Source organism: Mycobacterium sp. 1245852.3 (assembly GCF_001669335.1).
GTDB classification, from domain to species: domain Bacteria; phylum Actinomycetota; class Actinomycetes; order Mycobacteriales; family Mycobacteriaceae; genus Mycobacterium; species Mycobacterium europaeum_A.
This window is the reverse complement of sequence record NZ_LZLL01000566.1, coordinates 1-20,625: the sequence shown is the minus strand read 5'-3', so window position 1 is coordinate 20,625 and position 20,625 is coordinate 1. Positions and strand designations below refer to the sequence as shown.

Sequence of the window (20,625 nt, the reverse complement as noted above, 5' to 3'; positions counted from 1 at the left end):
TTGTGATCAGGCAGGAGATAGACGCCGAACTAGGCATGGCGGGGGCGCAGGAATTGCTCGCGTCGACGTCCGCGGCTCACTTGGCTTACGTCGGCAAGGACGGGACGCCGCGGGTCATTCCGGTCGGATACTTCTGGACCGGTGCAGAATTCGTCATCGCCACCGCCCCCACGTCTCCGAAGGTCGCCGCCCTGTCGAAAGCCGCGGACGTCGCCCTGTCCATCGACTCCGGAGACACGCCCGAGACGGCGCGCGCCTTATCGATCCGCGGCCGCGCCGGCGTGAGAATCATCGACGGTGTAGTGCCGGAGTACCTCGCCGCTGCCCGCAAAACGATGGATGAAGATCAGGCCAGGAAGTTCGAACATGAGGTGCGCCAGACATACGACCGGATGGCCAGAATCGCCATCACGCCCACATGGGTACGCTTCTACGATTTCGGCGCCGGTCGTGTGCCTAGGTTCCTCAAGGACCTGGTCGAGCGGGAGCGATCCTGATCGCGCGGGGGCTTTGCGGCTTGGCGGCGTAGAGTCTGTTGAATTGGCGACTGGCGCGGGTGGAACACCACTGGGAAGCCAAAGATTCGGACGCATCGACCGCCTGGGTGCTCCTCGATCTTCGAGGAGTCTGCTGTGCCTATGCGATGGTCTGATGACGACGGTGGCCGCGCGTTCCTGCGTAGCCTGCCCGTCTTGACCGGCCATGCCCCCGGTTTCGACACCGACGACGTTCCAGCAGAACCTGTTTCGTTATTCATCAGGTGGTTGCAGGATGCCGTCGAGGCCGCCCTTCCCGAACCGCATGCGATGACGCTGTCGACCGTTGACGCTCGAGGCTTACCGCGGGCTCGGGTGCTGATTATTAAAGCCGTCGATGAACGGGGCTGGCACTTCGCGGTCAATTCGGTCAGCCAAAAAGGCCGTGACCTGTCGGCCAATCCTGTTGCGGCGTTGACCTTCTACTGGGCTGCATTGGTTCGACAAGTGCGGATTGGCGGCGTGGTCGTCAATGACGGAGTTCAAGCCAGCGCGCACGACTTCTTGGCCCGTCCACTGGAGTCGCGCGCGATCGCATTGACGATGAGGCAAAGTCAACCGCTCACCGATGGAGCCGAGCTGGAAGCACACATCGCCAAGGCTCACCGCGAACTGCGCGATAACCCCGAAGTCGCCCCACCTGAATGGATCTCATACGCTGTGCGACCCGATTACGTCGAGTTCTGGCAGGGCGCGCCTGACCGACGCCACCAGCGACTGCGCTATGAACGCAACGGGGAGGGTTGGGATCGCGGCCGATTATGGCCGTAGTGGCAACTACTGGTTCACGCATCGTTGCCTGAGACATTTGCCGCCCGACCACCCAACCCACGCTGTGTTATCGGTCGTGGCGGTCGATGTCCTTGGCGGTTCTGCGGAGGTAGGTGATGGTGTCGCCGGTAAGGATGTCATCGGTCCCTGCTGCTTCAAGGCTCGTTTCTAGCGCGTCAGCAATGTCGTTAAACAGCTGAACCAGATCAGCGGGCGGTGCTTCGAGGAGCTTGCGGCGTTGGGTGGCAATCTGGTCCGCCAGATCGTTTTGTCCGTTCTCACGGGCCGTTTTCTCGTCTTCTTCTAGATATTGCAGGACGGCTGCTAGCTCATCGTTTTCGTCGCTCATGGTGGGAATGTTAGGCGAGTAGGGCCGGATCGCGTTTGCGCAGTTGCTCGACGGCGCTGAAGTCGCTTAGATCGTGAAGACGCCGACTTGCTGCTGGACATCTACAAGTATCCGGCCGAGCCCTGGGTTCACCTGCGCACCGTTGACCCGGAAGGTCGATATTCCCGACCGTGCGTTTGCCGACCGAAGTGACCAAGGGCCCCGCGTTCACGTGCGGCCGATATGCCATGGCCTACAAGGCCATTGAGCGCTCACACGCACGCTGGCGGGCCGTCCACACCTAGTCGCCTCGTCCGTGCCGGCGCGGTGTTCCAAAAAGGCAAGCTGCTCGTACGCCTCGGCGACATCACGATCACCGAACCTATCGAACCAACCGCAACGGAGGTCGCCTGAAGCAACCCGATCCACATATTGACAATTACTCTGATGACTAAATACTGACGGGTGTGACCGCTGCCCGACGAAACCTTTGCATTCTTTACGGTGTGATCGCGCTGGTGGCGCTCATCGCCACGTGGGCGCACAACATCGCGTACTTCTCGGCCGGCGGGGACACGCTCGACTTCCTCGCTAGCTGTTTCGCCAATCACGCGGTCAGCTCCATGACCATCGACCTGACACTGGTCTCCGTGGCAGCGCTGGTCTTCATGGTTGTCGAGGCACGCAGGACCGACGTCAAGTACCTGTGGGTGTACGTCGTGCTGGCGTTCGTTGTGGATATCAGCGTGGCCGTTCCACTCTTTCTGATAGCCCGAGAGCGGCGTCTGGCGCAGCTCCAGGACGTTTGACGCCGTGCAGGCTGGCGCAGCCACAACATCCGTCCCCACTTTGGTGGTCCAGTCGCTATGCGGCTTGGGGTTGATGGGACGTGGTCCACTGTAGAGCGAACTCGGCCCGGGTGAGTTCACCATGGACGGAGTGGGCCCGGTTGGCTTGTAGTCGCGACGCCAGTCTTCGATAATCACGCGGGCTTCCAGCAGGGAGTCGAAGTGCCACGCGTTGAGCAATTCGTCGCACAGCCGGCCGTTGAACGACTCGATCCAGGCATTCCGCCAAGGCGACCCTGGATCAACAAAAGTGAGCCAGCACAGTCGAATCGGCACCAGTCAAGCGCGGCGTGCGCCACGAACTCCGGACCGTTGTCGAACCGCACGTAGTGCGGCGTCCCGTGGGTGAGAGCCAGTCGATCCAACACCTCGACGACACGGTCGGCGCCAATGCGGCGACAACCTCGATCGCGAGAGGCAAGTAAGTCAGTCGTGTTTCGCCTCGTAGCGCAGCAGGACCGTGCCACCCGGGAAGGTGCGGTTCTCAAGCAACCGCAGCGAGATCCATGACGGCAGGGTCGGGAAGAACGCGGTGCCGCCGCCCACGGCGATGGGCGCGACCACAATCCGGTATTCGTCCACCAGTCCGGCCTGCACGATCGGCGCGGCCAGCGTCGCGCCGGCGACCTCCAGCCTGCCGTCCGTTTCGGCTTTCAACCTCCTCACCACTTCGACCGGGTCACCGCGTTCCAGGCGCGAGTTCCAGTGGACGGACTCTAAGGTCCGCGAGAACACAACCTTGGGCATTTCGCGCCAGGTGCGGGCGAAGTCAACGATCAGAGGAGTGGCGTCCGGAGCACTATCGGCGGTCGGCCAGTACGCGGACATCAGTTCGTAGAGCCGCCGCCCGTAGAACGACAGGGCGGTCTCCCTCTCGAAGTCGTTCCAGTACTGGTGCAGTTCGTCGCTCGGATCGCCCCAGTCGATGTTGCCTTGTGCATCGGCGATGTACCCGTCCACCGACACGTTGAAGCCGTAGATCAGTTTGCCCATGAAGATCAGACTGCACCGGAGGCCAAAACTCATCGCGACGACACGCAACCCTGCGGCACTGAAAGATTCATCGGATGCACGACAGCCCACGGCTTGGCGGGTTCTTGGTCGTGGATCGCTGGCCCGACGGACCGGGGAGCGCGCATCTGTGATCGAGCTTGATTCACTGAGAAATTACGAACTTTGCTGGCAGCCAGCAGTATTCGATTCCGCCCGATTCCTTAACTCAGCCGCAGTGAGCAGGCCGTCGGCGGTCAACAGGCGACTCGACGCCAGATCTCGGTACAGGCCTTCCTGGCGCGGGCCAGCTCGGCGTTCGAAATCCGGGAGCCTTGGTAGAAACTGCGCTCGATCATCCAGCACAAGGCGCGTGCAAGGGCTGCCTGGTCGTGGCTCGCACTGCGTGACGGAGCGCCCATGTGCCGCAGTATTTCGGCGATGGCGCCGACGAAGATCTCGGCGGTGTCGTTCCAGAGCGTGTCGATCTCGGGCACCGACGACGCCAGGTCGATCGCCGCGCGCATCACGACCCCGTGCTGGCGCCACAGCGCCTCGGTTCTGATCATCGCCTCGTCGATGGCATGCTCACCACGTGCGGCGTCGTCCGCGGCTGCGCGCGATTTCTTCCGGAGGGCATCCACGGTACGCGCGACGAGCGCCGTGATGACCTCCTGTTTGGAGCCGAAATAGAAGTACAGGGCACCCCGCGTGATCCCCGCGCCCTTTGCGATGTCGGCGATCGTCATTGCTTCGTAGCCTTGTTCGCCCAGGAGTCGTTCGGCGGTGTCGAGGATGGCCTGTTCCCGCATATCCCCTTTTCGGGGCGTGGCGGCATGTCGTCGGGTGGGCTTGGTTTTCGCTGGCATGGCTAGCTGGCTGCGATCTGACGTCCGTCGGGGAAGTCCGTTGTCCGAGACAGTGACTCCCACTTGTCGATCTCCTGATCGACGGTTTGACGCGCGGCCCTGATGAGCCGCAATGCGTCAGACCCCAGCACAAGATGCCGTGGGGGATCGGTCGAGTCAAGCACCCGCAACACTGCGGCTGCGGCCTTCGCGGGGTCACCGAGCTGGTTCCCGCTCGCCTGTAGGCGGGCTTCACGAATAGGCGTGAACACGTCGTCGTAATCGGCGATGGAGCGGTCTACGCGTCTCATGGACCTACCGGCCCAGTCGGTCCGGAACGAACCCGGTTCGATCGCCGTGACATGAATGCCGAACCCGGCGACTTCCTTACCCAAGCTCTCCAGCAGTCCCTCCAGCGCGAACTTGCTGCCGCAGTAGGCGGTTAGGCCCGCCGGGGCCATCAACCCGCCCATCGACGTCACCGCCATCAGGTGACCGCCGCGACGTTCACGCATATACGGAAGGACGGCCTGAAGGGTCGCCGCCACCCCAAAGACGTTGGTCTCGAACTGAGCCCGCAGCTGGCTCAAGGGCGTCTCCTCGAAGATGCCCTCGAGCCCATAGCCCGCGTTGGCGATCACCACGTCGATCGGACCGACGGTCGCCTCGACGTCCTTAACCGTCGCGAACACTGCCTTTTCATCGGTCACGTCCAGGAGCCGACCGTGGGCGTTGGCCGCCAGCGCTTCGAATGCATCGAGGTCTGCCCGCCGACGCACGGTGCCCACCACGGTGTGCCCGGCCTCTAGTGCGCCTGCAGCGAAGGCTCGCCCCAGGCCGCTGCTTACCCCCGTGATCAGAAAGGTCTTCATTGGACATCTCCTCTGCTCGACCGGACCGCTGCCGACCCTAACAAAAACTCGACACAACGTCGATTTTAGTTGACGAAACGCAGATTGCGGGAGGGTGCTGGACATGACGCCGGAGACCGGCCTCGCGCAGCTCCACGCATTCGTGTGCAGGATCTGACACGATCTCGACGGTCGACGCGCATGGACCGCCAGCTAGACAGGCATTTTCATGAGCTACTCAACGCAGGCCGCGGGCGCGTCACGGGAACGCCGCGTGGGGGACGCCGGGCGTCTCGAGCCGACCGGCGAGCCAAGGCAGCGTCGCCGCGAAAGCCGATGCGGCCGAGGGCCAATCGTGTTTGCCGGGCAGACCGACCACCGCGCAGTCGATGCCGTTGGCGGTGCCCAGTTGGCACAGCGATTCGGCAGCGGCGCGCCCCACGGAGCCGGGAACCGCGAACAGTCCGGCCAGATTGGAGTAAGGCCCGTGGCGGGTGATCACCGTGCTGGGGTCGAAGCGTGCCCACGCCGCGGCGTCGCCGCCGAAGAGCCGGTCGATGGTCTGTGCCCGGGTGCCCGCGTTGGGGGCGATGTCGCCGCCGATGTCGACAAAGGCGCTGAACCTGTCGGGGTGCATCACGGCCAGGTCCACCGCGCAGGTGCCTCCGGAGGAGAAGCCGACGACGCCCCATTTCGCTTGCGCCGGCAGGCCGAATTGCTGGGCGGCCCACGGGATCACGTCGTCGATCAGGTGATCGGCGGCGTTGCCGCGCGACCCGTTGACGCACTCGGTGTCGACGGTGAAGCCACCGGTGGCGTCGACGAAGACGGCCAGCGGCGCGTTACCGCCGTGGTCCGCCGCGAACGCGTCCAGGGTGGCGACGGCGTCGCCGGCGCGAATCCAGTCAGCCGATGTGTTGAACTCGCCTCCGATCATCAAGACCGGGGGCAGGCGTGGCGGCGCTGCGGTGAACCAGGCCGGCGGCAGGTACACCCACTCGCCGCGATGCCGAAAACCCGACGCGGTCGTACCGGTGTCCACGGGCACCACCGCGCCCCGTTGCGGCGCGACGCCTTTGGACCTGGCGGTGTAGGCGGCGCGCAAATCGGTCTGGTCCGGCAGCGGTCCATTGGTCAGCTGGCCCCAGGCGGCGGAGACGGTCGGAAAATATCCCAGCCACGCGTTGATGGTCAGGCCCGCGCTCAACAGGCAGAACGATGCCGCGAACACGCACACATTGCGTCGCCACCACCCGGCGCGGCGCCAGCTGGCGACTGCGACCGCGACGGCCGAGCCCGCCAACGTGGTCCACAGCCACATTTGCCATGGCGGCGGTTCGCTGGCCAGCCCGAGGGTGCTGTAGTACCAGTGTGTCGCGGCGCCGGTGACAGCGCCGACCGCCGCGACCAGCGGGACCCGCCGGCTCCACCAGCGCCGCCCCCGCCAGGCGATGGAGTAGGCCAGCGCCGCAACGGTCATGACTTCGACGGCAAGGGGGAGCTCCCCGTGCATCAGCGAAACCCCGCCGCCCGCACCGGTTTCCTGCGCCGCACGCGCCAACAGTGACTCGGCGCTCAGCGCGACCGCCCGCATCGCGCGCCGCGGTCAGACATCGGCGATGTCACGGCGGTCAGGCATCGGGGCGCGAGACGTCACCTCGCCACGCGCCCGTCTCGCCCGGTTGGCTTTCGATGAACTTCTTGAAGCGCTCCAAATCACCGTGGACCCGGGCCTTGAGGATGCCGAGTTTGTCGGCGGCGTTTTCGAGGAAACCCTCGGGATCGACGTCCATCTGAGTCGTCACACGCGTCTTGTCGTCGGCGAGGCGATGGAAGGTGACGACGCCCGCGTGCTCGGGACCGCTGTCGGACTTCCACGCCACCCGCTCCTCGGGGTGCTGCTCGGTGATGGTGGCGTCGAACTCGCGCGAGATCGGTCCCACCTTGATGCGCCAATGTGTATGGGTGGCGTCGGTTTGCTGAACCTGCTCGACGCCTTCCATGAACTCCGGGAAGGACTCGAACTGGGTCCATTGGTTGTAGACGGTGCCGATCGGCTGGTTGACATCGATTGAGGCGGTAGTGGTGCTCACGGCTTCTCCCTGTTGTTCAAACGTATGGCTGTACTACCCGCGCCGGTTCGCCAGAAACGTCGGGTTGCTTTCAGGCGTGCCGCAGCACCAGTAACTCGCCGGTCAACATTCCGTTGGCAGGAGCGGTGGTCGGCGGGGGCGACGGGCGATGATTCAGCTGGCGCAATATGCGGTGGTTGCTGGTAACCCCGCCGTACCCGATTGCGCCGTATTCCCCGGGGGTTGCTGGTTACGCGCTAGGGACACGGCCCGGCCACTTCACCCATACAAGGGGGCAAGGGAAAGCACAAGCCGGACGAGTTCAGCTTGGCGGTGTGTGCCGGTCTTCTCGAAGACGTGTCGAAGGTGGGTCTTGACCGTCGTTACGGACACCGACAACTCCTCGGCGATCGGGTTCAAACCTTCGGCTCGTGTCACCATCAGCGCGATTTGGGCTTCGCTCTTTGTCAGACCATACAAGCGCCGTAAAAGCATCGCGGGAGGTTCGGTTTCTCGTTCGGGGTCGATGATCACGACGATCACTCGCCCGTACCGCGGGGAGCTAACGGTCCTCGGGTCGATCGGTAGTACGTGAACGATGTAAGGTCGCCGCCCGGAGGGCCTGGCGCAAACGAATGACCCGCCCCAGATGTCTTGGGTGTGGGAATCGAGTGCAGCCGCGATGCCTTCTTGCAGCATCGCGTCGGCTCGTCGTGTTGCGGCTTCCAGGCGTCCCTTGCGGATCCGCAGTCCGTCGTCTGAGCGCAGCACGCGCTCGGCCGCAGGGTTGGTATAGATGGGCCTGCTTCCGGGCGCAAGGATGACGATAGCCTGTCTGGCATTCTCGCTGGCCCAGACGAGGTCGCCACCGCGATGGGCGATGTCGGAGACGTGCAGCTGCATCCGCAGGGCTTGTTCGAAGTGGGGCACCAAATGCCGCGCTAACGCCACATTTTCAGCGGTGTCGAACCGTTCCGACCGTCTGGGCGTCGCTAGGGCAAGACTCGTGGCGCTTGGAGAATCGCTAAGACGGACGAACATTCCATCCTCGAAACCGTTGGGGCGGGCCCAATCCGTTGCGAATTCGCACCGTTCATAGGGCCACATCAGTTCCGCGCCGGGGCGCACAACACCCACCGGGCCGCTCTGGACCGCCGACAGCACATGGTCGAGTCGGGCAAAGTGCTCGGCATAGCTCTTGGCTGCGTCGGCTGGAATCTCGGCGTGTTTGATGATGCGTGTGGCGCCGTCGCTGACCACTAACGCCGCGCTCACACCGCCCCCAAATGCGCGGCCGACATCAGCCATGGTCACGTCCCAGCGTTCGGGAGTGATGACCGCGGAGTAAACCCCCGAAACTATCCGCGAGAACTCATCGAGTGTGGCCATCTTCGGCGTCCCGGTACCACCGCTGATGCTGCATATGCCCGTCCTGTGATTGGTCCGCAAAGCCTAACGCAAATCTCCTCCGTTTGGATGAGGCATCTCCGCATCGCGGCAGCGCTAATTAGCAGGAGGGCCGGTACAGGAGTCGACCGGCCGCATCTGGAGGAGCGGGGATGAAGTGCCTGGTGACCGCTGATGAAGATCATCGTCACCGGCGGCAACAGAGGGGTCGGCCGGGCGACGGCTGCGGCGCTGGCCGCTACCGGTCACAGCGTGATAATCGCCTGCCGATCCCGGCCAACGCGGCACGAGCCAACATCGCGGCGGTCAGCACCGACCTGCCCGCCGGAATCTATCGGGCGCCTCAATTCAACCAGGGGGGAAAGCCCGAGGCGACCAAAGTGCGGGAGAAGGCGTGCGACCCGGTGATGGCCCGCCGATTGTGGGAAGTGTTGGCCGACTTGACCGGCTGTGATTGGCCGGCACCGCACCGGCGCAACGAAAGGCCGGCTGTCCCATGAAATTCTCACTCGCCCTGCCCAACTCAGTGCGCGTCAAGGCGCTCACGCAGCCGTGGGAACTCGGTGTGACCGGCGCTGATCAAACCGTCATGGCCAAACGCGTCGATGAACTCGGCTACGACATGATCGTCGTTCCCGAACACTTCATCGTCCCCAAATCACACGTCGAGCTATCCGGGCCACACTACTTTCACTCAACGGTGGCCCAGGCCTTCATCGCCGGCGCCACCCAACGCATTCGGGTCAATTCATTCGTCACCATCCTCCCGCTGCAGCATCCCGTCGTCATGGCCAAAGCGCTGTCAACCGCGGACTGGATGAGCAATGGCCGCATCACCGTTACCTTCGGAGTCGGTTGGGACGCAGAAGAATTCGATATACTCGGGGTGCCCTTCGGTGAACGTGGCCGGATAGCCGATGAATACCTCGCCGCCATCCTCGAACTGTGGACCAGCGAAGCGCCCAGCTTCGACGGCCACTACGTCTCCTTCAAAGACGTGGCGTTCGAACCGAAGCCGGTGCAAAAGCCACATCTGCCGGTCTGGATCGGCGGCGATGCAGAGCCGGTGCTCAAACGCGCCGCGCGTTTCGCCTCGGGTTGGTCGCCGTTCCTGACCAAACCCGAGGACATCCCCGCCAAACTCGACTTCATCAAATCCCAACCCACCTACGACGGCCGCGACTTCGAAGTGGTCTACGGCCTTGGCACCTCGCGCGTCGGCGAAGGCCACGTCGTCATCGACGACCCCACCCAGCGGCCCGGGATGAGCGCCCAGGAAATCATCGACCAGCTCGGCTGGTTCGCGGAACTGGGCGTGACGATGACCGGGCTTCCAGTCCCACCGGTCAGTGACGTCAACGCCTACCTCGACTACGCACAATGGGTCATCGAAGACATCAAACCGAAACTGCAATAGCCACAGAAGGATTCACGGTGGGGCGTCAGGCAGAGGTCTTGCACGGTGTCAACGAAATCGTCCCAAACTAGGGGGTGTATGGAACTGGACCGAGATAGTGCTGGCCATGTCGTCAGTCACTCAATACTCTGGGCCTCGGACGTGCGTGGAGCATGAATCACCGGGGCACATGGACACCGGCGAGCGAGGTTATCCGACAGACGGACGGAGAAGGAGATGAAGCGTGCGGCTGTTGTCGGCGGCGGACTAGCCGGCCTCAGCGCTGGCTACCGGCTACACCGGTTGGGTTGGGAAGTCACGGTTTTTGAATCGCTGGGCCGTGTCGGAGGACGGGTGTGGTCGGAGTCCGAGAATGGCTTCCTGTTCGACCTCGGTCCGACCATCGTCACCGACGGCTACAGCGAATACATGAAATTGGTTGCCGACGTGGGCTTGTCAGACCAGTTGGTCGATTGCCCTTCGGAAATCGCTGTGGCGCAAGGCAATAACCTTCACATCATCGACACGCATAAACCGCTCAGGTCATTTCTTTCAACCAAACTGCTATCCCCGACAACGAAACTGCGGCTACTGGCACGTGGACTGCGGCTGGTCAAACCGCTGTACGGCATGAACCCCTACGACCTGAGGAACCGTGTCCAGTACGACACCGAATCGATCGAAAGCTACGTCGATCGTGTGTTCGGACGCGAGCTGAACGAAGCGTTCTTCGAGGGCGTGACACGGTCAATGGTGACCAGCACACCCGGCGATGCGTCGGTAGTCGGCTTCCTTGCCGGCGCGGTCACTGCGTCGGGCAAGATGCAGACCCTCACGGGAGGCCTGCAGCGACTACCCATCAAGGTGGCCGCGGAACTCGACGTGCGCCTCAACTCACCCGTCCGCGCTGTGCGCCGTACTGACCGCGGAGTGGAGGTCCGGTACCAGAACGGCTCGGGGACCGAGTGCCAGGAACGCGCAGACGCGTGTGTGATCGCCACGCCGTTCGGTGTCGCCGCTGACTTGTATCCACCACTGCAAGGACGGGGGGCCGACATGCTGAAAAGGGGGAAGGACACAGGTTGCTCCTCGGTGCAACTGACTTATTCCAGGCCCACCGAGAAGCAACCGTTCCTCGTGATGGTGCCCGCGGCCACTGCCCGTGAGATCAGCTCGTTGTATCTCGATCACGTCAAAGCACCCGACCGCGCACCCGCCGGTACCAGCCTCATCACCGCGTTCTTTCCTCACACCCCGGCTATCGACTTGTCGACCTGGAGTGACGATCGTTTGACGACGACGACGCGGGAGCTGATCGAGCGGATGTTCCCTGAACTTCGTGACCACTTTGTCACCACTCGCGTCACCCGCTGGACATATGCCGCCAATGAGGCCAAGGTGGGCTACTACAAGGCCCTGCAACGATTCCTCGACAACTATCCGGCCGACGAACCGGTACAAGTCGCTGGCGACTATATGGCCTTACCCTCGCAAGAATCCGCCGTCGTGGCCGGTGTCAAGGCAGCTCGGAAGATCCACGCGGCGCAGTCAGAACGCGCAGCACCAGCCCGCGCTGGTTGACCGCTCAACGCACGACCGTGGAGCTCTTACCGACGAGTTGCCTGGCAGCTCTGACGACCGGAACAAACTACCGAAACTTAGTTAGGGATCGGATGTCGACCGCAAATCTGCCGCCACGATTCGACTTCACTGATCCGAATCTTTTACGCGAGTAGGCTGCCGGACACAGAACTAGCCGAACTGCGCAGAGCAGCGCCGATCTGGTGCACAGCGAGCCGGCGATTCATTGCGCGCAGTTGTTACAGACGATGTCAAATGCTTGCAGCCGCGGCTGATCTCCGGATCCCGACAGCCGTCTCCCCGCTAGGGCTTTAGCGGTCTGACGTGACGGGCAGAACGTCGAGACGCCAGTAGGGGAGAGGAGTGCCAGGTCAGCATGTCGAGCAGTCGCGGACCGGTGATTTGGTCGAGGTGGCGCCTAGGGTGCCCTCGTTACCGAGCGCCGCTCGGGTAGAGCCTCGGATTCCGGGTTGTGCTGCGACCGTTAAGGAGCGTTGCCGCAATCTTGATCTCGCACTCTTACCGTGGATATACGAGATAACGCCTATTGGCGACCGAAATCCCGGGGGTTCATATGACGACCGCAATCACCGCGCTTGAGGCAATCGAGGATGCGGACGACGCGAACGATCTTCTTTTGGCTGTCGCAGCAATGAACGCATCTGCGCCCCTGCGGGGCACCGTTCATGTCGACAAACCGCGCTGGCGCCTCACGGAAGAAGAGATCGTGGGCGCGTCGATGACGGTGATTTTGGTGTCCCTCATGGTGGTAATCAGCGTCGCCGTGGGCACGGCCTTGACAATGAGCTAGCGACCGGAGATTACTAATCCGGTCAACCCGCACGCACACAAAGGTGAGGCGCTTTCAACGGTTGCATATGGGCACATTCCGCAACCATCCGAGATTCTGCCGACGCCACGGAGCCGCTTCGTCGCGTTCGTTGTCGAGGGCGATTCGCTCTGACGTGGTTCACATAGCTTCGCCGCGTCGGCCCTAACCTTTAACCCTCGAGCGTCATCTGACTACACACATTCACCCGCCGGCGAAGACAGCCTTGCCGCCGACGACCAAGTCATCGATGCCGCGCAATTATTCTTGTTGTGAAACATGAAAAGAAGGCCGCAACTCTACATCTAGCCCCCATGTTCTGCTTGGCCGTCTTACCAGGCGAGAGGATGGAGAGAGGCCGAACCAATGCAGGAACACCCCACATGAGCAACATCGATACCGAGAAGAACTACCGCGTTCCTTACGAGCTGTTCCCAACCGACGCATTTGAGCTGCCCGCAGTCCTGCAAAAGCTTCGTGATCTTAGGGATTCGGCTGTCGGCGCCGAGGTCGCCGCGAAGATGGACCAGGCGACTGCCGAGCTCGCTGCCGCCGAGCCGCTGGCCGGGATGCCGAGTGTCGGAGACACCGCACCGAAGTTCGAACTGGTCAACCAGACCGGCATCATGGTGTCGTTGGATGACTTGCTGACCGCTGGGCCCGTGGTGGTGATCTTTTATCGCGGTGTGTGGTGTCCGTTCTGCAGCCTCACCTTGCGGGCATACGAGCAGCACTTGCCCGAGCTTCGCGCGATGGGGTCGTCGTTGGTCGGGATCTCGCTGCAGACCCCTGACGACTCGCTCACGACAGCCGAGCGCAACGCTCTCACCTACCAAGTCCTGAGCGATGTCGGCGCCACGGTGTCGCGTAGGTATGGCCTGATATTTGCACTTCCTGAATTCCTTCAGGACACCTACCGAAAGCTAGGGCACCCGTTGCCGGCATTCAATGGCACCGCCGACTGGGAACTACCCATTCCCGCAAGTTTCGTGATCGACCGAGACGGAATTGTGCGGTTCGCCGACGCTATGGCTGACTACACACACCGGACCGACCCAGCCGAGGTCATGGCCGCCGTAAGGGAGCTCGCCTCCTCGTAGTCGGTCTGGACAGGGGCACGACGCGGTCGTCAGCGAATTTTTGCACGCGGCGCCCGCTCGGGAGGTCACCGGTAACGTGGGCAACCGCATACCACAGGTCGCCGCATGCCGCATCTCGGGCAAGGCCTAAACCGCTTCCGTCTCAATTGATTTCGTCTATTAGGCGATAGACGATGCAGTATTGACCCGACGGTTTCGCAGATCCGATAGTGGCGACGGGACGGAGCTCCTGCCCGGCGACCCGAGAAGAGGGATTCGTGACAACCGTTGGTTTGCTAGACCGTTCGCGGATCGTTGCCAAGCCCGGGTGGAACCGCTGGCTGGTTCCCCCGGCAGCTCTTTCCATCCACCTGGCCATCGGCTCGGTCTACGCCTGGAGCGTCTTCAAGATTCCACTGGAGAAAACGCTGCATATCTCCGGTACCGCGAGCGCGATGCCGTTCACGGTCAGCATTGTGATGCTGGGCCTTTCGGCCGCAACGTTAGGTACGCGCGTCGACCACCGCGGTCCCCGCTGGGCGATGTTCATCGCCACCGCCTGCTTCTGCAGCGGGCTGGTGATCGCGGCACTCGGCGTGACGGCGCATCAATACTGGCTCGTGGTGTTCGGTTACGGAGTGGTTGGCGGCGTCGGGCTCGGCATCGGCTACATCTCGCCGGTGTCCACGCTGATCAAGTGGTTCCCAGATCGCCCGGGCATGGCGACCGGCCTGGCCATCATGGGCTTCGGCGGAGGAGCGCTGATCGCGTCGCCGTGGACAAGCACCTTGCTCGACGCGTTCGGCCGCACCACCGCCGGTGTTGCCAGAACCTTCCTCGTGATGGGCTGCACCTACGCACTTTTCATGTCGATGGGCTCGATGCTGGTGCGGGTACCGGCTCCGGGGTGGACGCCAGATGGCTGGGAACCCAAATCGCACAAGACCGGAACGTTGATCAGCGCGCCCAACATATCGGCTGCCAACGCGATCAAAACGCCCCAGTTCTGGCTGCTGTGGGTGGTGCTCTGCTTCAACGTGACCGCTGGGATCGGCATCCTCGAGAAGGCTGCGCCGATCTATCAGGACTTCTTCCCGACTGCTGCCCCTAAAGCGGCTGCGCTGGCGTCGGCGGCCGCCGGCTATGTCGCACTACTGTCGCTGGCCAATATGGTAGGCCGGATCGGCTGGTCGTCGTTGTCAGATCTGTTGGGTCGCAAAAACATGTACAGGATCTATCTCGGCGGTGGCGCTCTGTTGTACGTGGCCATGGAGCTGACGACCAACTCCAACAAGGTCACCTTCCTCGTCTGCACGCTGCTGATTCTGTCGTTCTACGGCGCGGGGTTCTCCACGATGCCGGCCTACCTGCGCGATCTGTTCGGCACCTATGAGGTTGGTGCCATCCACGGCAGACTGCTCACCGCGTGGTCGGTTGCTGGCGTGCTGGGACCACTGATCGTCAACGCGATCGCCGACTCGCAGAAGACCATTGGAAAACACGGCCCGGATCTTTACATCGTGTCGTTCGCGGTGATGATTGCACTGCTACTTGTCGGCGTCGCCTGCAACGAATTGGTCAGGCCCGTGGCTGGCAAACACCACGAGCTTGTCTTGCCCGAGAACGCCTTACTCGAGCCCACGACGTTCACTCAACGGCAACCCGAGAAACGATCATGACCAAGTTGAAAACCGACCGGCGCATCCATCCCGTCCTCGTCGCGTGGGCGTGGCTATGGGTCGGCCTCCCTTTCGCGTATGGCGTCGCGGAGCTATTGACAAAGGCGACCCAACTGTTCAGCAGCTGATGGGTGGACTCGACGATATCGTGGCATTTTGGACCGACCTTCTCCGCTAGGCACCAAGCGGATTGAGTTGATCGGCGGTGGCGTCATCGGCCGCGGTCGAGTTGCTCAGATCCGCGTACCCTTCGTCGACGGCGAGCAGGTCGCGACCGGCCGCGGTGGCGTACCGGTAAGCCGCCATTTGTCCGCCGCGACGATACCGAGCGACTAAACCTGGGGTAGGCGACGTGCGGTCGGGGCAGGACTGATTCATCGGATGAGCGTGGCGTAGTTACCGGTAACTCGCCATATTCGATCTGTGCCTATTTTTCAATTGCAGCAGACCTAAGCCCCAGGACCAATCGGTGGGTTCATCTTGGGGTTCGATCCTCGACCAGGGTAGGTGGCGGCGGCTGAAGGGTAATCTGCTCCTCGACGTAGACCGTGTCTTGGGCGGGTGCTGCGCTGCAGCGCAAGGGCGCAAGGGGCAAGCACCAGCCGGTGATTCATCTGATGAAAACGGCGTAGTTTACCTGACATAATGTCGCTTATCGGCAAAAGCGAATCGCGAGCTCGCGCCGACCACGGCGGTGACCACCCGTTTTGGGCCTTTGACCGCACCTCAGTGCAGCGTCGCCTGCCGCCGCGGCGATAAGCGTTATCGGCGGGCGATGAGTCCGGGCGCCGCGAATCGATGGCGGACGGTCCATTCGAGCGACGACCGCCCAGTGGGCATGTTGCGGCGCGCAATGGGTGTTCGCTCGGCCCCTCCCGCCTTCCTGCCGCATACATCAATTCGTCACTGTGACGAATACCCATGTCCCGCAAGGCGCTTCGAAGGTCTCACGCGTTGGCCGGCGGCCCGGCGGCAACTCGGGGTGCCTTCCCGATCCAATCACCAGTGGCGGACAAGCCAATACCGCACGGGTGGGCTACGAAGCGATGAACGCCCGCACCGAACCGCGGCTCTCCCCATCCCCTCCCCACGTGCCTGCCGGCGAATTCGTCACTGTGACGAATATCCATGTCCCGCAGAACTATTCGGCAATCCATCCGCATCGCAAGCCGGGACGTTCTCGCGGCATCGAAGTCAGAGCTGGATCTGCCCACCGTCGACAGCCAGCTCCGCGCCGGTCATGAAGCTGCTCTGATCAGACGCCAGGAAAAGCACCGCGGCGGCAATCTCCTCCGGGCGTCCTAACCGCTTCATCGGCACCTGATCGGCCATGCCGTCGAGCAGATCCTGCTTCTGGTCCCCAGGTGCCAGCCCGGCGAGTCCGGGAGTTTCGATCGGGCCAGGAACGACGGTGTTCACCCGAATCTTGCGGTCGACGAGTTCCGCGGCCCAGGTGCGGCCAAGGGACCGGATGGCCGCCTTTGAAGCCGCGTAGAGGCCAAACGCCGGGACGCCTTCGGAGGCCGCGGTGGATCCGGCGAGGATGATCGACGCGCCTTCATTGAGCAGCGGCAGCGTCTTCTGGACGGTGAACACCGTGCCGGCGACGTTGCGGTCGAAGTTGTTCCGATAGTGTTCCGGTGTCACATCGGCGAGGGCCGCGAAGTCGCCACCGCCCGCGTTGGCGAAGACCACGTCAAGCCCTTTCCCATGCGCGGAGATTTCGGCGGCCAAGATATCCAGTTCGCCCGGCTTGCTGATATCGCTCTGCACTCCATGGGCGCCGATCGAGGCGGCTGCTTCGTCGAGGCGGGCGTGGTCGCGGCCGGTGATGAAGACGTATGCGCCTTCGTCGACGAACCGCTGCGCCGTAGCTAGGCCGATCCCCGAGGTTCCACCGGTGACCAGTGCCGTCTTGCCGTCGAGCTGTCCCATGATCGGACTCCGTTCTTTAGCGGGTGTGCGTCGCCGCAATACAACGTAGGTGATTTATCACCTATTCCGGCGTGTTCAACACCGTCCACAACCGAACGATCCGTTCATTGGATATCTCGGCCACATCGAAGCCCGATGCGACAGTGCGGTCGTCCGGGGTGCGTACTTCCCACGCCAGAAACCCCAGTCCATGGGTCTGGCGGACCGGACCCGCCTTCACGAAATGGAGGCCCGGGAGTTTGGCCTGCAGCGCAGCGGCTTTGGCGTTCAATTCGTCATGACCGGACGCGGTACCTTCGTCGTCGATCCACTGCACATCATCCGCATACGTCTTGGCGATCGCCTCGGCGCGGCGCTGCGCGTCACGTTCGTCGAATACGGCTAGCAGGTTGGTTTCCATCAGATGGCTGATGACATCGCTCACGTGGCGACCCTCTCAATTAGATGATGTTTCACCTAATTCTAGCTGAGCGCGGGCGGTAGCGAGCTGTTGTGATTGAGGTTGACATGAATATGCTCCAGGGCAGCGGTGAAGGGTGCGAGCAGGTTCTCCGGCAAGGGATCGAAGAACAGCCTGCGAACCAGGTCGACGTGACCGGGAGCGGCTTCATCGATGGCCTGCCGCCCACGCGGGGTGAGGGCGACATTGGTGGTCCGGCCATCACCAACGCTTGGCCGCCTTTCGGTCAGGCCGCGTTCCTCCATGCGCCGCAACTGATGTGACAGCCTGCTGCGCTCCCAGCCGATGTGCGCCGCCAGATCGCTGACACGCATGCCGTCGCCGCGGTGACCGCTGAGTGCGACCAGCACGTCGTAGTCGGCCAGCGACAATCCCGATTCGGCCTGCAACTGGCGGTTCATCTCGTAATTCATTCGCAGCTGCACGCGCATGTAGGTGATCCAGGCGCGCTGCTGTTTCGGCGTTAGCCACACCTGCTTCGGTGATGTGTCCCGCGCTTTGCTTGTCGTCACGCTTGTCAGTATGACGGCCTTCGCGCCATTTGAAGCCAACCCCGGTGCTTTTGGCACGGTCGAGCTTGTGGTGAGCCCGCTCCCCTCCCCACTGTCAACCCTGGCGAATACGTCACTGTGACGAATAATCCTGCATCAGCAGCGTCATTGGCCCTACACATTCAGGGCCAGGGTCCGCTACCGCATGGGGCGCGTGCGGCGATGCGTGTCGGTCGACCAAAGGTGACCGCAATCCGAGCACTGCAAGTGCACCAGCGTGCCCCTGTTGCTCAGCAGATACTGCCAGTGCGTATCGCAGTTACGGCTGCTTCGGCAATCGCCACAAATCGCGCGGTGATCGCAGCGCGGGCAGGGCAACCATGCGCGGCGGGCACGGTCGGCGGTCGGATCAATCGGCAGCACGAGCGGCCGTCCGTTCGGGCAGTACGCCGGCGCGGACCAACTCGTCGTACACCCGTTGCTGCTCGTCGTCCAGATTCGAGTACAACATTTCGTAGGCCTGTTCTTCCTGGGCGAGCACGGCAATGGGGTCCCAGTCGTCAGTCATCGCCTCGACCACTGCGCTGCGTCGGCGCGCCTCGTCGAGGGTCAGATCATAGGCGAAGTTGAGGTCGGCCATAACGCTCCCAGCCGTTAGATTTGCGAACGAACGGCCAGGATGACCCGATTGACGTCGGCAGGGCTATGACCCACGTCACTGTTACTGGTTGAGCTTCGTCACACTTCGCGTCGCGCACGACCATCGCACCGGGCGCCCCATGCGGCCCGCGGGCCCCGACCCCCCGTTCCCCGGCCTTTCACCAGCAATACATCACGGTGACGAATATACTTGCAGGACAGCAGTTTTGGCGACGCGCCGCTTGACGGCCTCAGGCGGTGTGCGGCGGGAAATACATCTCTTGCTTCACGGTGCATACCAATGCGCCGCTGCGGTTGAACATGGCCCCACTGGCCAACGCCAAGGAACCAGCGCTACTTGGTGAGGACCGGTCATAGAGCAGCCAATCCGACAACGCCGCCGGGCCGTGAAACCACACCGAATGGTCTCGTTGAGCGGACGCCCCGACACCACCGCGCGCCGCATATGCCGGCTCCGTCAACGTCACCGCCGACAGGTAAGCCACCAGGCTTGCGGTCAACACCGGATCGTCGGGAACGTGCCCGTCGGGGCGCCACCACATCAGCGCGCGTGCGGGCGGAGCGACCTCGGTGTCGATGATGCGCCGCTCGAACCAGCGCAGGCTCGCCCACCGCCCTCGGGCGCTCTCGTCGGACTCCGCCAGATGCGGCGCAACCCACGGCAGGGATTCTGGGGCAGCAGCCGCCGGCATGGGCGGTTGGTAGACGACCTGCGCGTTTGCGGAATCGGTGACCTTGAACGATGACATCGCTTCCATCAAAATCTTGCTGTCCTGGCGCGCCGTCACCCGGCGCGCCGAAAAGGTCCGGCCCTCTTGAAGATCGACAACCTCGAAGTCCACCGGCCGACGCGAATCGCCGGGCCGCAGGAAGTACGTGTGGACGCTGTGCGGCGCCCGGCCCGGCGCGGTGTGGCTTGCGGCCAACAAAGCCTGAGCGGAGATATGGCCACCCAGAATGTGGTTGGCGGGCGCGGGCAACTGCCGCCCGACGAAGAGCCACTGGTCGACCCTCTCGAGCTCCAAGGTGGCGAGCACGTCGCCCAGCGAAGATGACATCGACCCGTATCTTGCCGGACCTTTCTCAGACGCTGAGTCGCCGGTACCGCTCCAACCGCCGCAAGGCTTGCGCCGGCGCCGGCCCCGGTGCGGGCTGCAGTGCGTTGTCGAGCCGGGCGCGGACGGCGGGAACGTCGAGATGCATCCCGATGGCCACCAGACAATTGGCCATGGCTCCCCGCGGCGCCTTCGCGATGTGGATTCCGCTCCCCACCAGATTTACGACATACTCCCGGACGGTGGTGCGGTGCCGCACCGCGACGACGCCTTTCAGCCTGAACACCTGCGGCGGCGGCTCTTCGAGAAGGTCGACCAGGGCATCGGGGTCCACGCAACCGGAGCTGCTGACCGTGACGGCATCGGCGTGGACGTGCACGTGCTCGTGCTCGTGATCGGCCGCCAGGTCCAGAAACGAGAGTTGCCCGACCTGACCGGACGTGGCCGAGGCGTCGAACAGCAGTGCCGGGTCTATCTGGCCACCCGTGGTGCCGACGACGGGTACGCGCGGATTGCGTTGTGCCGCCCGCTGTGTGACGCGGTGCAGCACCGTCGACCGCTCATTTTCCGGAACCTGGTCGAGCTTGTTCACCACGATGAGCGACGCCGCGCCGTAGCGCACCGGCGGCAGGGCGCCGCGGTCGACGGTGTCGAAGTGATTCACGGCATCGACGACGTCGACAAGCCCACCCGGCCGGACCCCGCGTATCCCGCTGAAGCCGATGAGCCGCGCGATCGCCGGAGGCTGTATCTGCTGCTTACCCGACGGCGGCGGGCTCGATGAGGCACTGATCAAGCTCGCCGACCCC

Annotated in this window: 22 protein-coding genes, 2 pseudogenes and 1 riboswitch; of the genes and pseudogenes, 9 read left to right on the top strand and 15 right to left on the bottom strand. The window is 63.2% G+C overall.

Features of this window, described 5'->3' with window-relative positions; genetic code table 11:
* Positions 1 to 2: 2 nt before the first annotated feature.
* Both A9W96_RS26470 and A9W96_RS26465 read left to right on the top strand, forming a co-directional pair.
* The gene (locus A9W96_RS26470) at positions 3 to 497 is read left to right on the top strand and encodes a pyridoxamine 5'-phosphate oxidase family protein (RefSeq protein ID WP_066873191.1); all 495 of its coding nucleotides are present in this window, start codon (positions 3 to 5) and stop codon (positions 495 to 497) included.
* Positions 498 to 533: 36 nt separating this feature from the next.
* A riboswitch (ZMP/ZTP riboswitch) is annotated at positions 534 to 613 on the top strand.
* Positions 614 to 638: 25 nt separating this feature from the next.
* On the top strand, positions 639 to 1,307 hold the full coding sequence (locus A9W96_RS26465) for a pyridoxal 5'-phosphate synthase (RefSeq protein ID WP_067144254.1): 669 nt from the start codon (positions 639 to 641) through the stop codon (positions 1,305 to 1,307).
* A 67-nt stretch (positions 1,308 to 1,374) separates the two neighbouring features.
* Here A9W96_RS26465 and A9W96_RS26460 read toward each other — a convergent pair whose 3' ends face one another.
* A complete protein-coding gene (locus A9W96_RS26460; protein ID WP_066873188.1) occupies positions 1,375 to 1,656 on the bottom strand; it encodes a hypothetical protein in 282 nt (93 codons plus the stop codon).
* A gap of 75 nt (positions 1,657 to 1,731) precedes the next feature.
* Between A9W96_RS26460 and A9W96_RS32925 the strand changes: the two are divergent.
* Both A9W96_RS32925 and A9W96_RS26455 read left to right on the top strand, forming a co-directional pair.
* A pseudogene (locus tag A9W96_RS32925) lies at positions 1,732 to 2,049 on the top strand (IS256 family transposase); the annotation flags it as partial.
* A gap of 92 nt (positions 2,050 to 2,141) precedes the next feature.
* Positions 2,142 to 2,444, top strand: coding sequence for a DUF2834 domain-containing protein (locus tag A9W96_RS26455; protein ID WP_082972636.1), 303 nt, complete (start codon positions 2,142 to 2,144; stop codon positions 2,442 to 2,444).
* Between the two features lie 55 nt (positions 2,445 to 2,499).
* Here the strand turns inward: A9W96_RS26455 and A9W96_RS30925 are convergent.
* The 7 genes and pseudogenes from A9W96_RS30925 to A9W96_RS26425 all read right to left on the bottom strand — a co-directional run.
* Positions 2,500 to 2,881 (bottom strand): annotated as a pseudogene (locus tag A9W96_RS30925) (integrase core domain-containing protein); the annotation flags it as partial.
* Positions 2,882 to 2,909: 28 nt separating this feature from the next.
* The gene (locus tag A9W96_RS26450) at positions 2,910 to 3,476 is read right to left on the bottom strand and encodes a dihydrofolate reductase family protein (protein ID WP_066873183.1); all 567 of its coding nucleotides are present in this window, start codon (positions 3,474 to 3,476) and stop codon (positions 2,910 to 2,912) included.
* Between the two features lie 254 nt (positions 3,477 to 3,730).
* Positions 3,731 to 4,285 carry a TetR/AcrR family transcriptional regulator gene (locus A9W96_RS26445; RefSeq protein WP_231999917.1) on the bottom strand — a complete coding sequence of 185 codons (555 nt, stop codon included), beginning with the start codon at positions 4,283 to 4,285 and terminating at the stop codon, positions 3,731 to 3,733.
* 59 nt (positions 4,286 to 4,344) lie between these two features.
* On the bottom strand, positions 4,345 to 5,193 hold the full coding sequence (locus tag A9W96_RS26440; protein ID WP_067144252.1) for an oxidoreductase: 849 nt from the start codon (positions 5,191 to 5,193) through the stop codon (positions 4,345 to 4,347).
* Positions 5,194 to 5,431: 238 nt separating this feature from the next.
* Entirely contained in the window at positions 5,432 to 6,766 is a 1,335-nt protein-coding gene (locus A9W96_RS26435; protein WP_067144250.1) for an alpha/beta hydrolase family protein, read from the bottom strand.
* Positions 6,767 to 6,803: 37 nt separating this feature from the next.
* Positions 6,804 to 7,265 (bottom strand): SRPBCC family protein, encoded by a 462-nt coding sequence (locus A9W96_RS26430; RefSeq protein ID WP_067144248.1) that lies wholly within the window; start codon positions 7,263 to 7,265, stop codon positions 6,804 to 6,806.
* A gap of 258 nt (positions 7,266 to 7,523) precedes the next feature.
* Positions 7,524 to 8,633 (bottom strand): helix-turn-helix transcriptional regulator, encoded by a 1,110-nt coding sequence (locus tag A9W96_RS26425; protein ID WP_067144245.1) that lies wholly within the window; start codon positions 8,631 to 8,633, stop codon positions 7,524 to 7,526.
* A 514-nt stretch (positions 8,634 to 9,147) separates the two neighbouring features.
* Here A9W96_RS26425 and A9W96_RS26415 point away from each other — a divergent pair.
* The 5 genes from A9W96_RS26415 to A9W96_RS26395 all read left to right on the top strand — a co-directional run bounded on the left by A9W96_RS26415 (position 9,148) and on the right by A9W96_RS26395 (position 15,215).
* Positions 9,148 to 10,068, top strand: coding sequence for a TIGR03619 family F420-dependent LLM class oxidoreductase (locus A9W96_RS26415; RefSeq protein ID WP_066862974.1), 921 nt, complete (start codon positions 9,148 to 9,150; stop codon positions 10,066 to 10,068).
* 216 nt (positions 10,069 to 10,284) lie between these two features.
* Complete coding sequence (locus A9W96_RS26410) at positions 10,285 to 11,628, top strand: NAD(P)/FAD-dependent oxidoreductase (RefSeq protein ID WP_082972634.1); 1,344 nt, start codon at positions 10,285 to 10,287, stop codon at positions 11,626 to 11,628.
* A gap of 574 nt (positions 11,629 to 12,202) precedes the next feature.
* Positions 12,203 to 12,439 (top strand): hypothetical protein, encoded by a 237-nt coding sequence (locus A9W96_RS26405; protein ID WP_067144241.1) that lies wholly within the window; start codon positions 12,203 to 12,205, stop codon positions 12,437 to 12,439.
* Between the two features lie 401 nt (positions 12,440 to 12,840).
* Complete coding sequence (locus tag A9W96_RS26400) at positions 12,841 to 13,557, top strand: peroxiredoxin-like family protein (protein WP_082972633.1); 717 nt, start codon at positions 12,841 to 12,843, stop codon at positions 13,555 to 13,557.
* Between the two features lie 257 nt (positions 13,558 to 13,814).
* Positions 13,815 to 15,215: an OFA family MFS transporter gene (locus A9W96_RS26395; RefSeq protein WP_082972632.1), complete on the top strand. Its 1,401-nt coding sequence runs from the start codon at positions 13,815 to 13,817 to the stop codon at positions 15,213 to 15,215.
* Between the two features lie 174 nt (positions 15,216 to 15,389).
* Here the strand turns inward: A9W96_RS26395 and A9W96_RS33110 are convergent, their stop codons facing one another.
* The 7 genes from A9W96_RS33110 to A9W96_RS26365 all read right to left on the bottom strand — a co-directional run.
* Positions 15,390 to 15,521, bottom strand: a complete 132-nt coding sequence (locus tag A9W96_RS33110) for a hypothetical protein (RefSeq protein ID WP_255363004.1) — start codon at positions 15,519 to 15,521, stop codon at positions 15,390 to 15,392.
* Between the two features lie 888 nt (positions 15,522 to 16,409).
* Positions 16,410 to 17,150 carry an SDR family oxidoreductase gene (locus A9W96_RS26390; protein ID WP_067144237.1) on the bottom strand — a complete coding sequence of 247 codons (741 nt, stop codon included), beginning with the start codon at positions 17,148 to 17,150 and terminating at the stop codon, positions 16,410 to 16,412.
* A gap of 61 nt (positions 17,151 to 17,211) precedes the next feature.
* Positions 17,212 to 17,574, bottom strand: coding sequence for a nuclear transport factor 2 family protein (locus A9W96_RS26385; protein ID WP_231999916.1), 363 nt, complete (start codon positions 17,572 to 17,574; stop codon positions 17,212 to 17,214).
* A 38-nt stretch (positions 17,575 to 17,612) separates the two neighbouring features.
* A complete protein-coding gene (locus A9W96_RS26380) occupies positions 17,613 to 18,179 on the bottom strand; it encodes a MarR family winged helix-turn-helix transcriptional regulator (RefSeq protein ID WP_231999915.1) in 567 nt (188 codons plus the stop codon).
* A gap of 331 nt (positions 18,180 to 18,510) precedes the next feature.
* The gene (locus A9W96_RS26375; RefSeq protein ID WP_067020551.1) at positions 18,511 to 18,741 is read right to left on the bottom strand and encodes a DUF6400 family protein; all 231 of its coding nucleotides are present in this window, start codon (positions 18,739 to 18,741) and stop codon (positions 18,511 to 18,513) included.
* A 250-nt stretch (positions 18,742 to 18,991) separates the two neighbouring features.
* Positions 18,992 to 19,819: an acyl-CoA thioesterase II gene (locus tag A9W96_RS26370; protein WP_067144235.1), complete on the bottom strand. Its 828-nt coding sequence runs from the start codon at positions 19,817 to 19,819 to the stop codon at positions 18,992 to 18,994.
* A 25-nt stretch (positions 19,820 to 19,844) separates the two neighbouring features.
* Positions 19,845 to 20,625: GTP-binding protein (locus A9W96_RS26365; protein WP_156765426.1), on the bottom strand; the 781-nt coding region annotated here is incomplete at its 5' end.

Coding starts and splice junctions, on each gene's coding strand:
- A9W96_RS26440 (WP_067144252.1), bottom strand. CDS start 5,193: ATGAAGACCTTTCTGATCACGGGGGTAAGCAGCGGCCTGGGGCGAGCC.
- A9W96_RS26410 (WP_082972634.1), top strand. CDS start 10,285: ATGAAGCGTGCGGCTGTTGTCGGCGGCGGACTAGCCGGCCTCAGCGCT.
- A9W96_RS26425 (WP_067144245.1), bottom strand. CDS start 8,633: ATGGCCACACTCGATGAGTTCTCGCGGATAGTTTCGGGGGTTTACTCC.
- A9W96_RS26405 (WP_067144241.1), top strand. CDS start 12,203: ATGACGACCGCAATCACCGCGCTTGAGGCAATCGAGGATGCGGACGAC.
- A9W96_RS33110 (WP_255363004.1), bottom strand. CDS start 15,521: ATGGCGGCTTACCGGTACGCCACCGCGGCCGGTCGCGACCTGCTCGCC.
- A9W96_RS26375 (WP_067020551.1), bottom strand. CDS start 18,741: ATGGCCGACCTCAACTTCGCCTATGATCTGACCCTCGACGAGGCGCGC.
- A9W96_RS26435 (WP_067144250.1), bottom strand. CDS start 6,766: ATGCGGGCGGTCGCGCTGAGCGCCGAGTCACTGTTGGCGCGTGCGGCG.
- A9W96_RS26450 (WP_066873183.1), bottom strand. CDS start 3,476: ATGGGCAAACTGATCTACGGCTTCAACGTGTCGGTGGACGGGTACATC.
- A9W96_RS26390 (WP_067144237.1), bottom strand. CDS start 17,150: ATGGGACAGCTCGACGGCAAGACGGCACTGGTCACCGGTGGAACCTCG.
- A9W96_RS26465 (WP_067144254.1), top strand. CDS start 639: ATGCGATGGTCTGATGACGACGGTGGCCGCGCGTTCCTGCGTAGCCTG.
- A9W96_RS26400 (WP_082972633.1), top strand. CDS start 12,841: ATGAGCAACATCGATACCGAGAAGAACTACCGCGTTCCTTACGAGCTG.
- A9W96_RS26460 (WP_066873188.1), bottom strand. CDS start 1,656: ATGAGCGACGAAAACGATGAGCTAGCAGCCGTCCTGCAATATCTAGAA.
- A9W96_RS26370 (WP_067144235.1), bottom strand. CDS start 19,819: ATGTCATCTTCGCTGGGCGACGTGCTCGCCACCTTGGAGCTCGAGAGG.
- A9W96_RS26415 (WP_066862974.1), top strand. CDS start 9,148: ATGAAATTCTCACTCGCCCTGCCCAACTCAGTGCGCGTCAAGGCGCTC.
- A9W96_RS26445 (WP_231999917.1), bottom strand. CDS start 4,285: ATGCGGGAACAGGCCATCCTCGACACCGCCGAACGACTCCTGGGCGAA.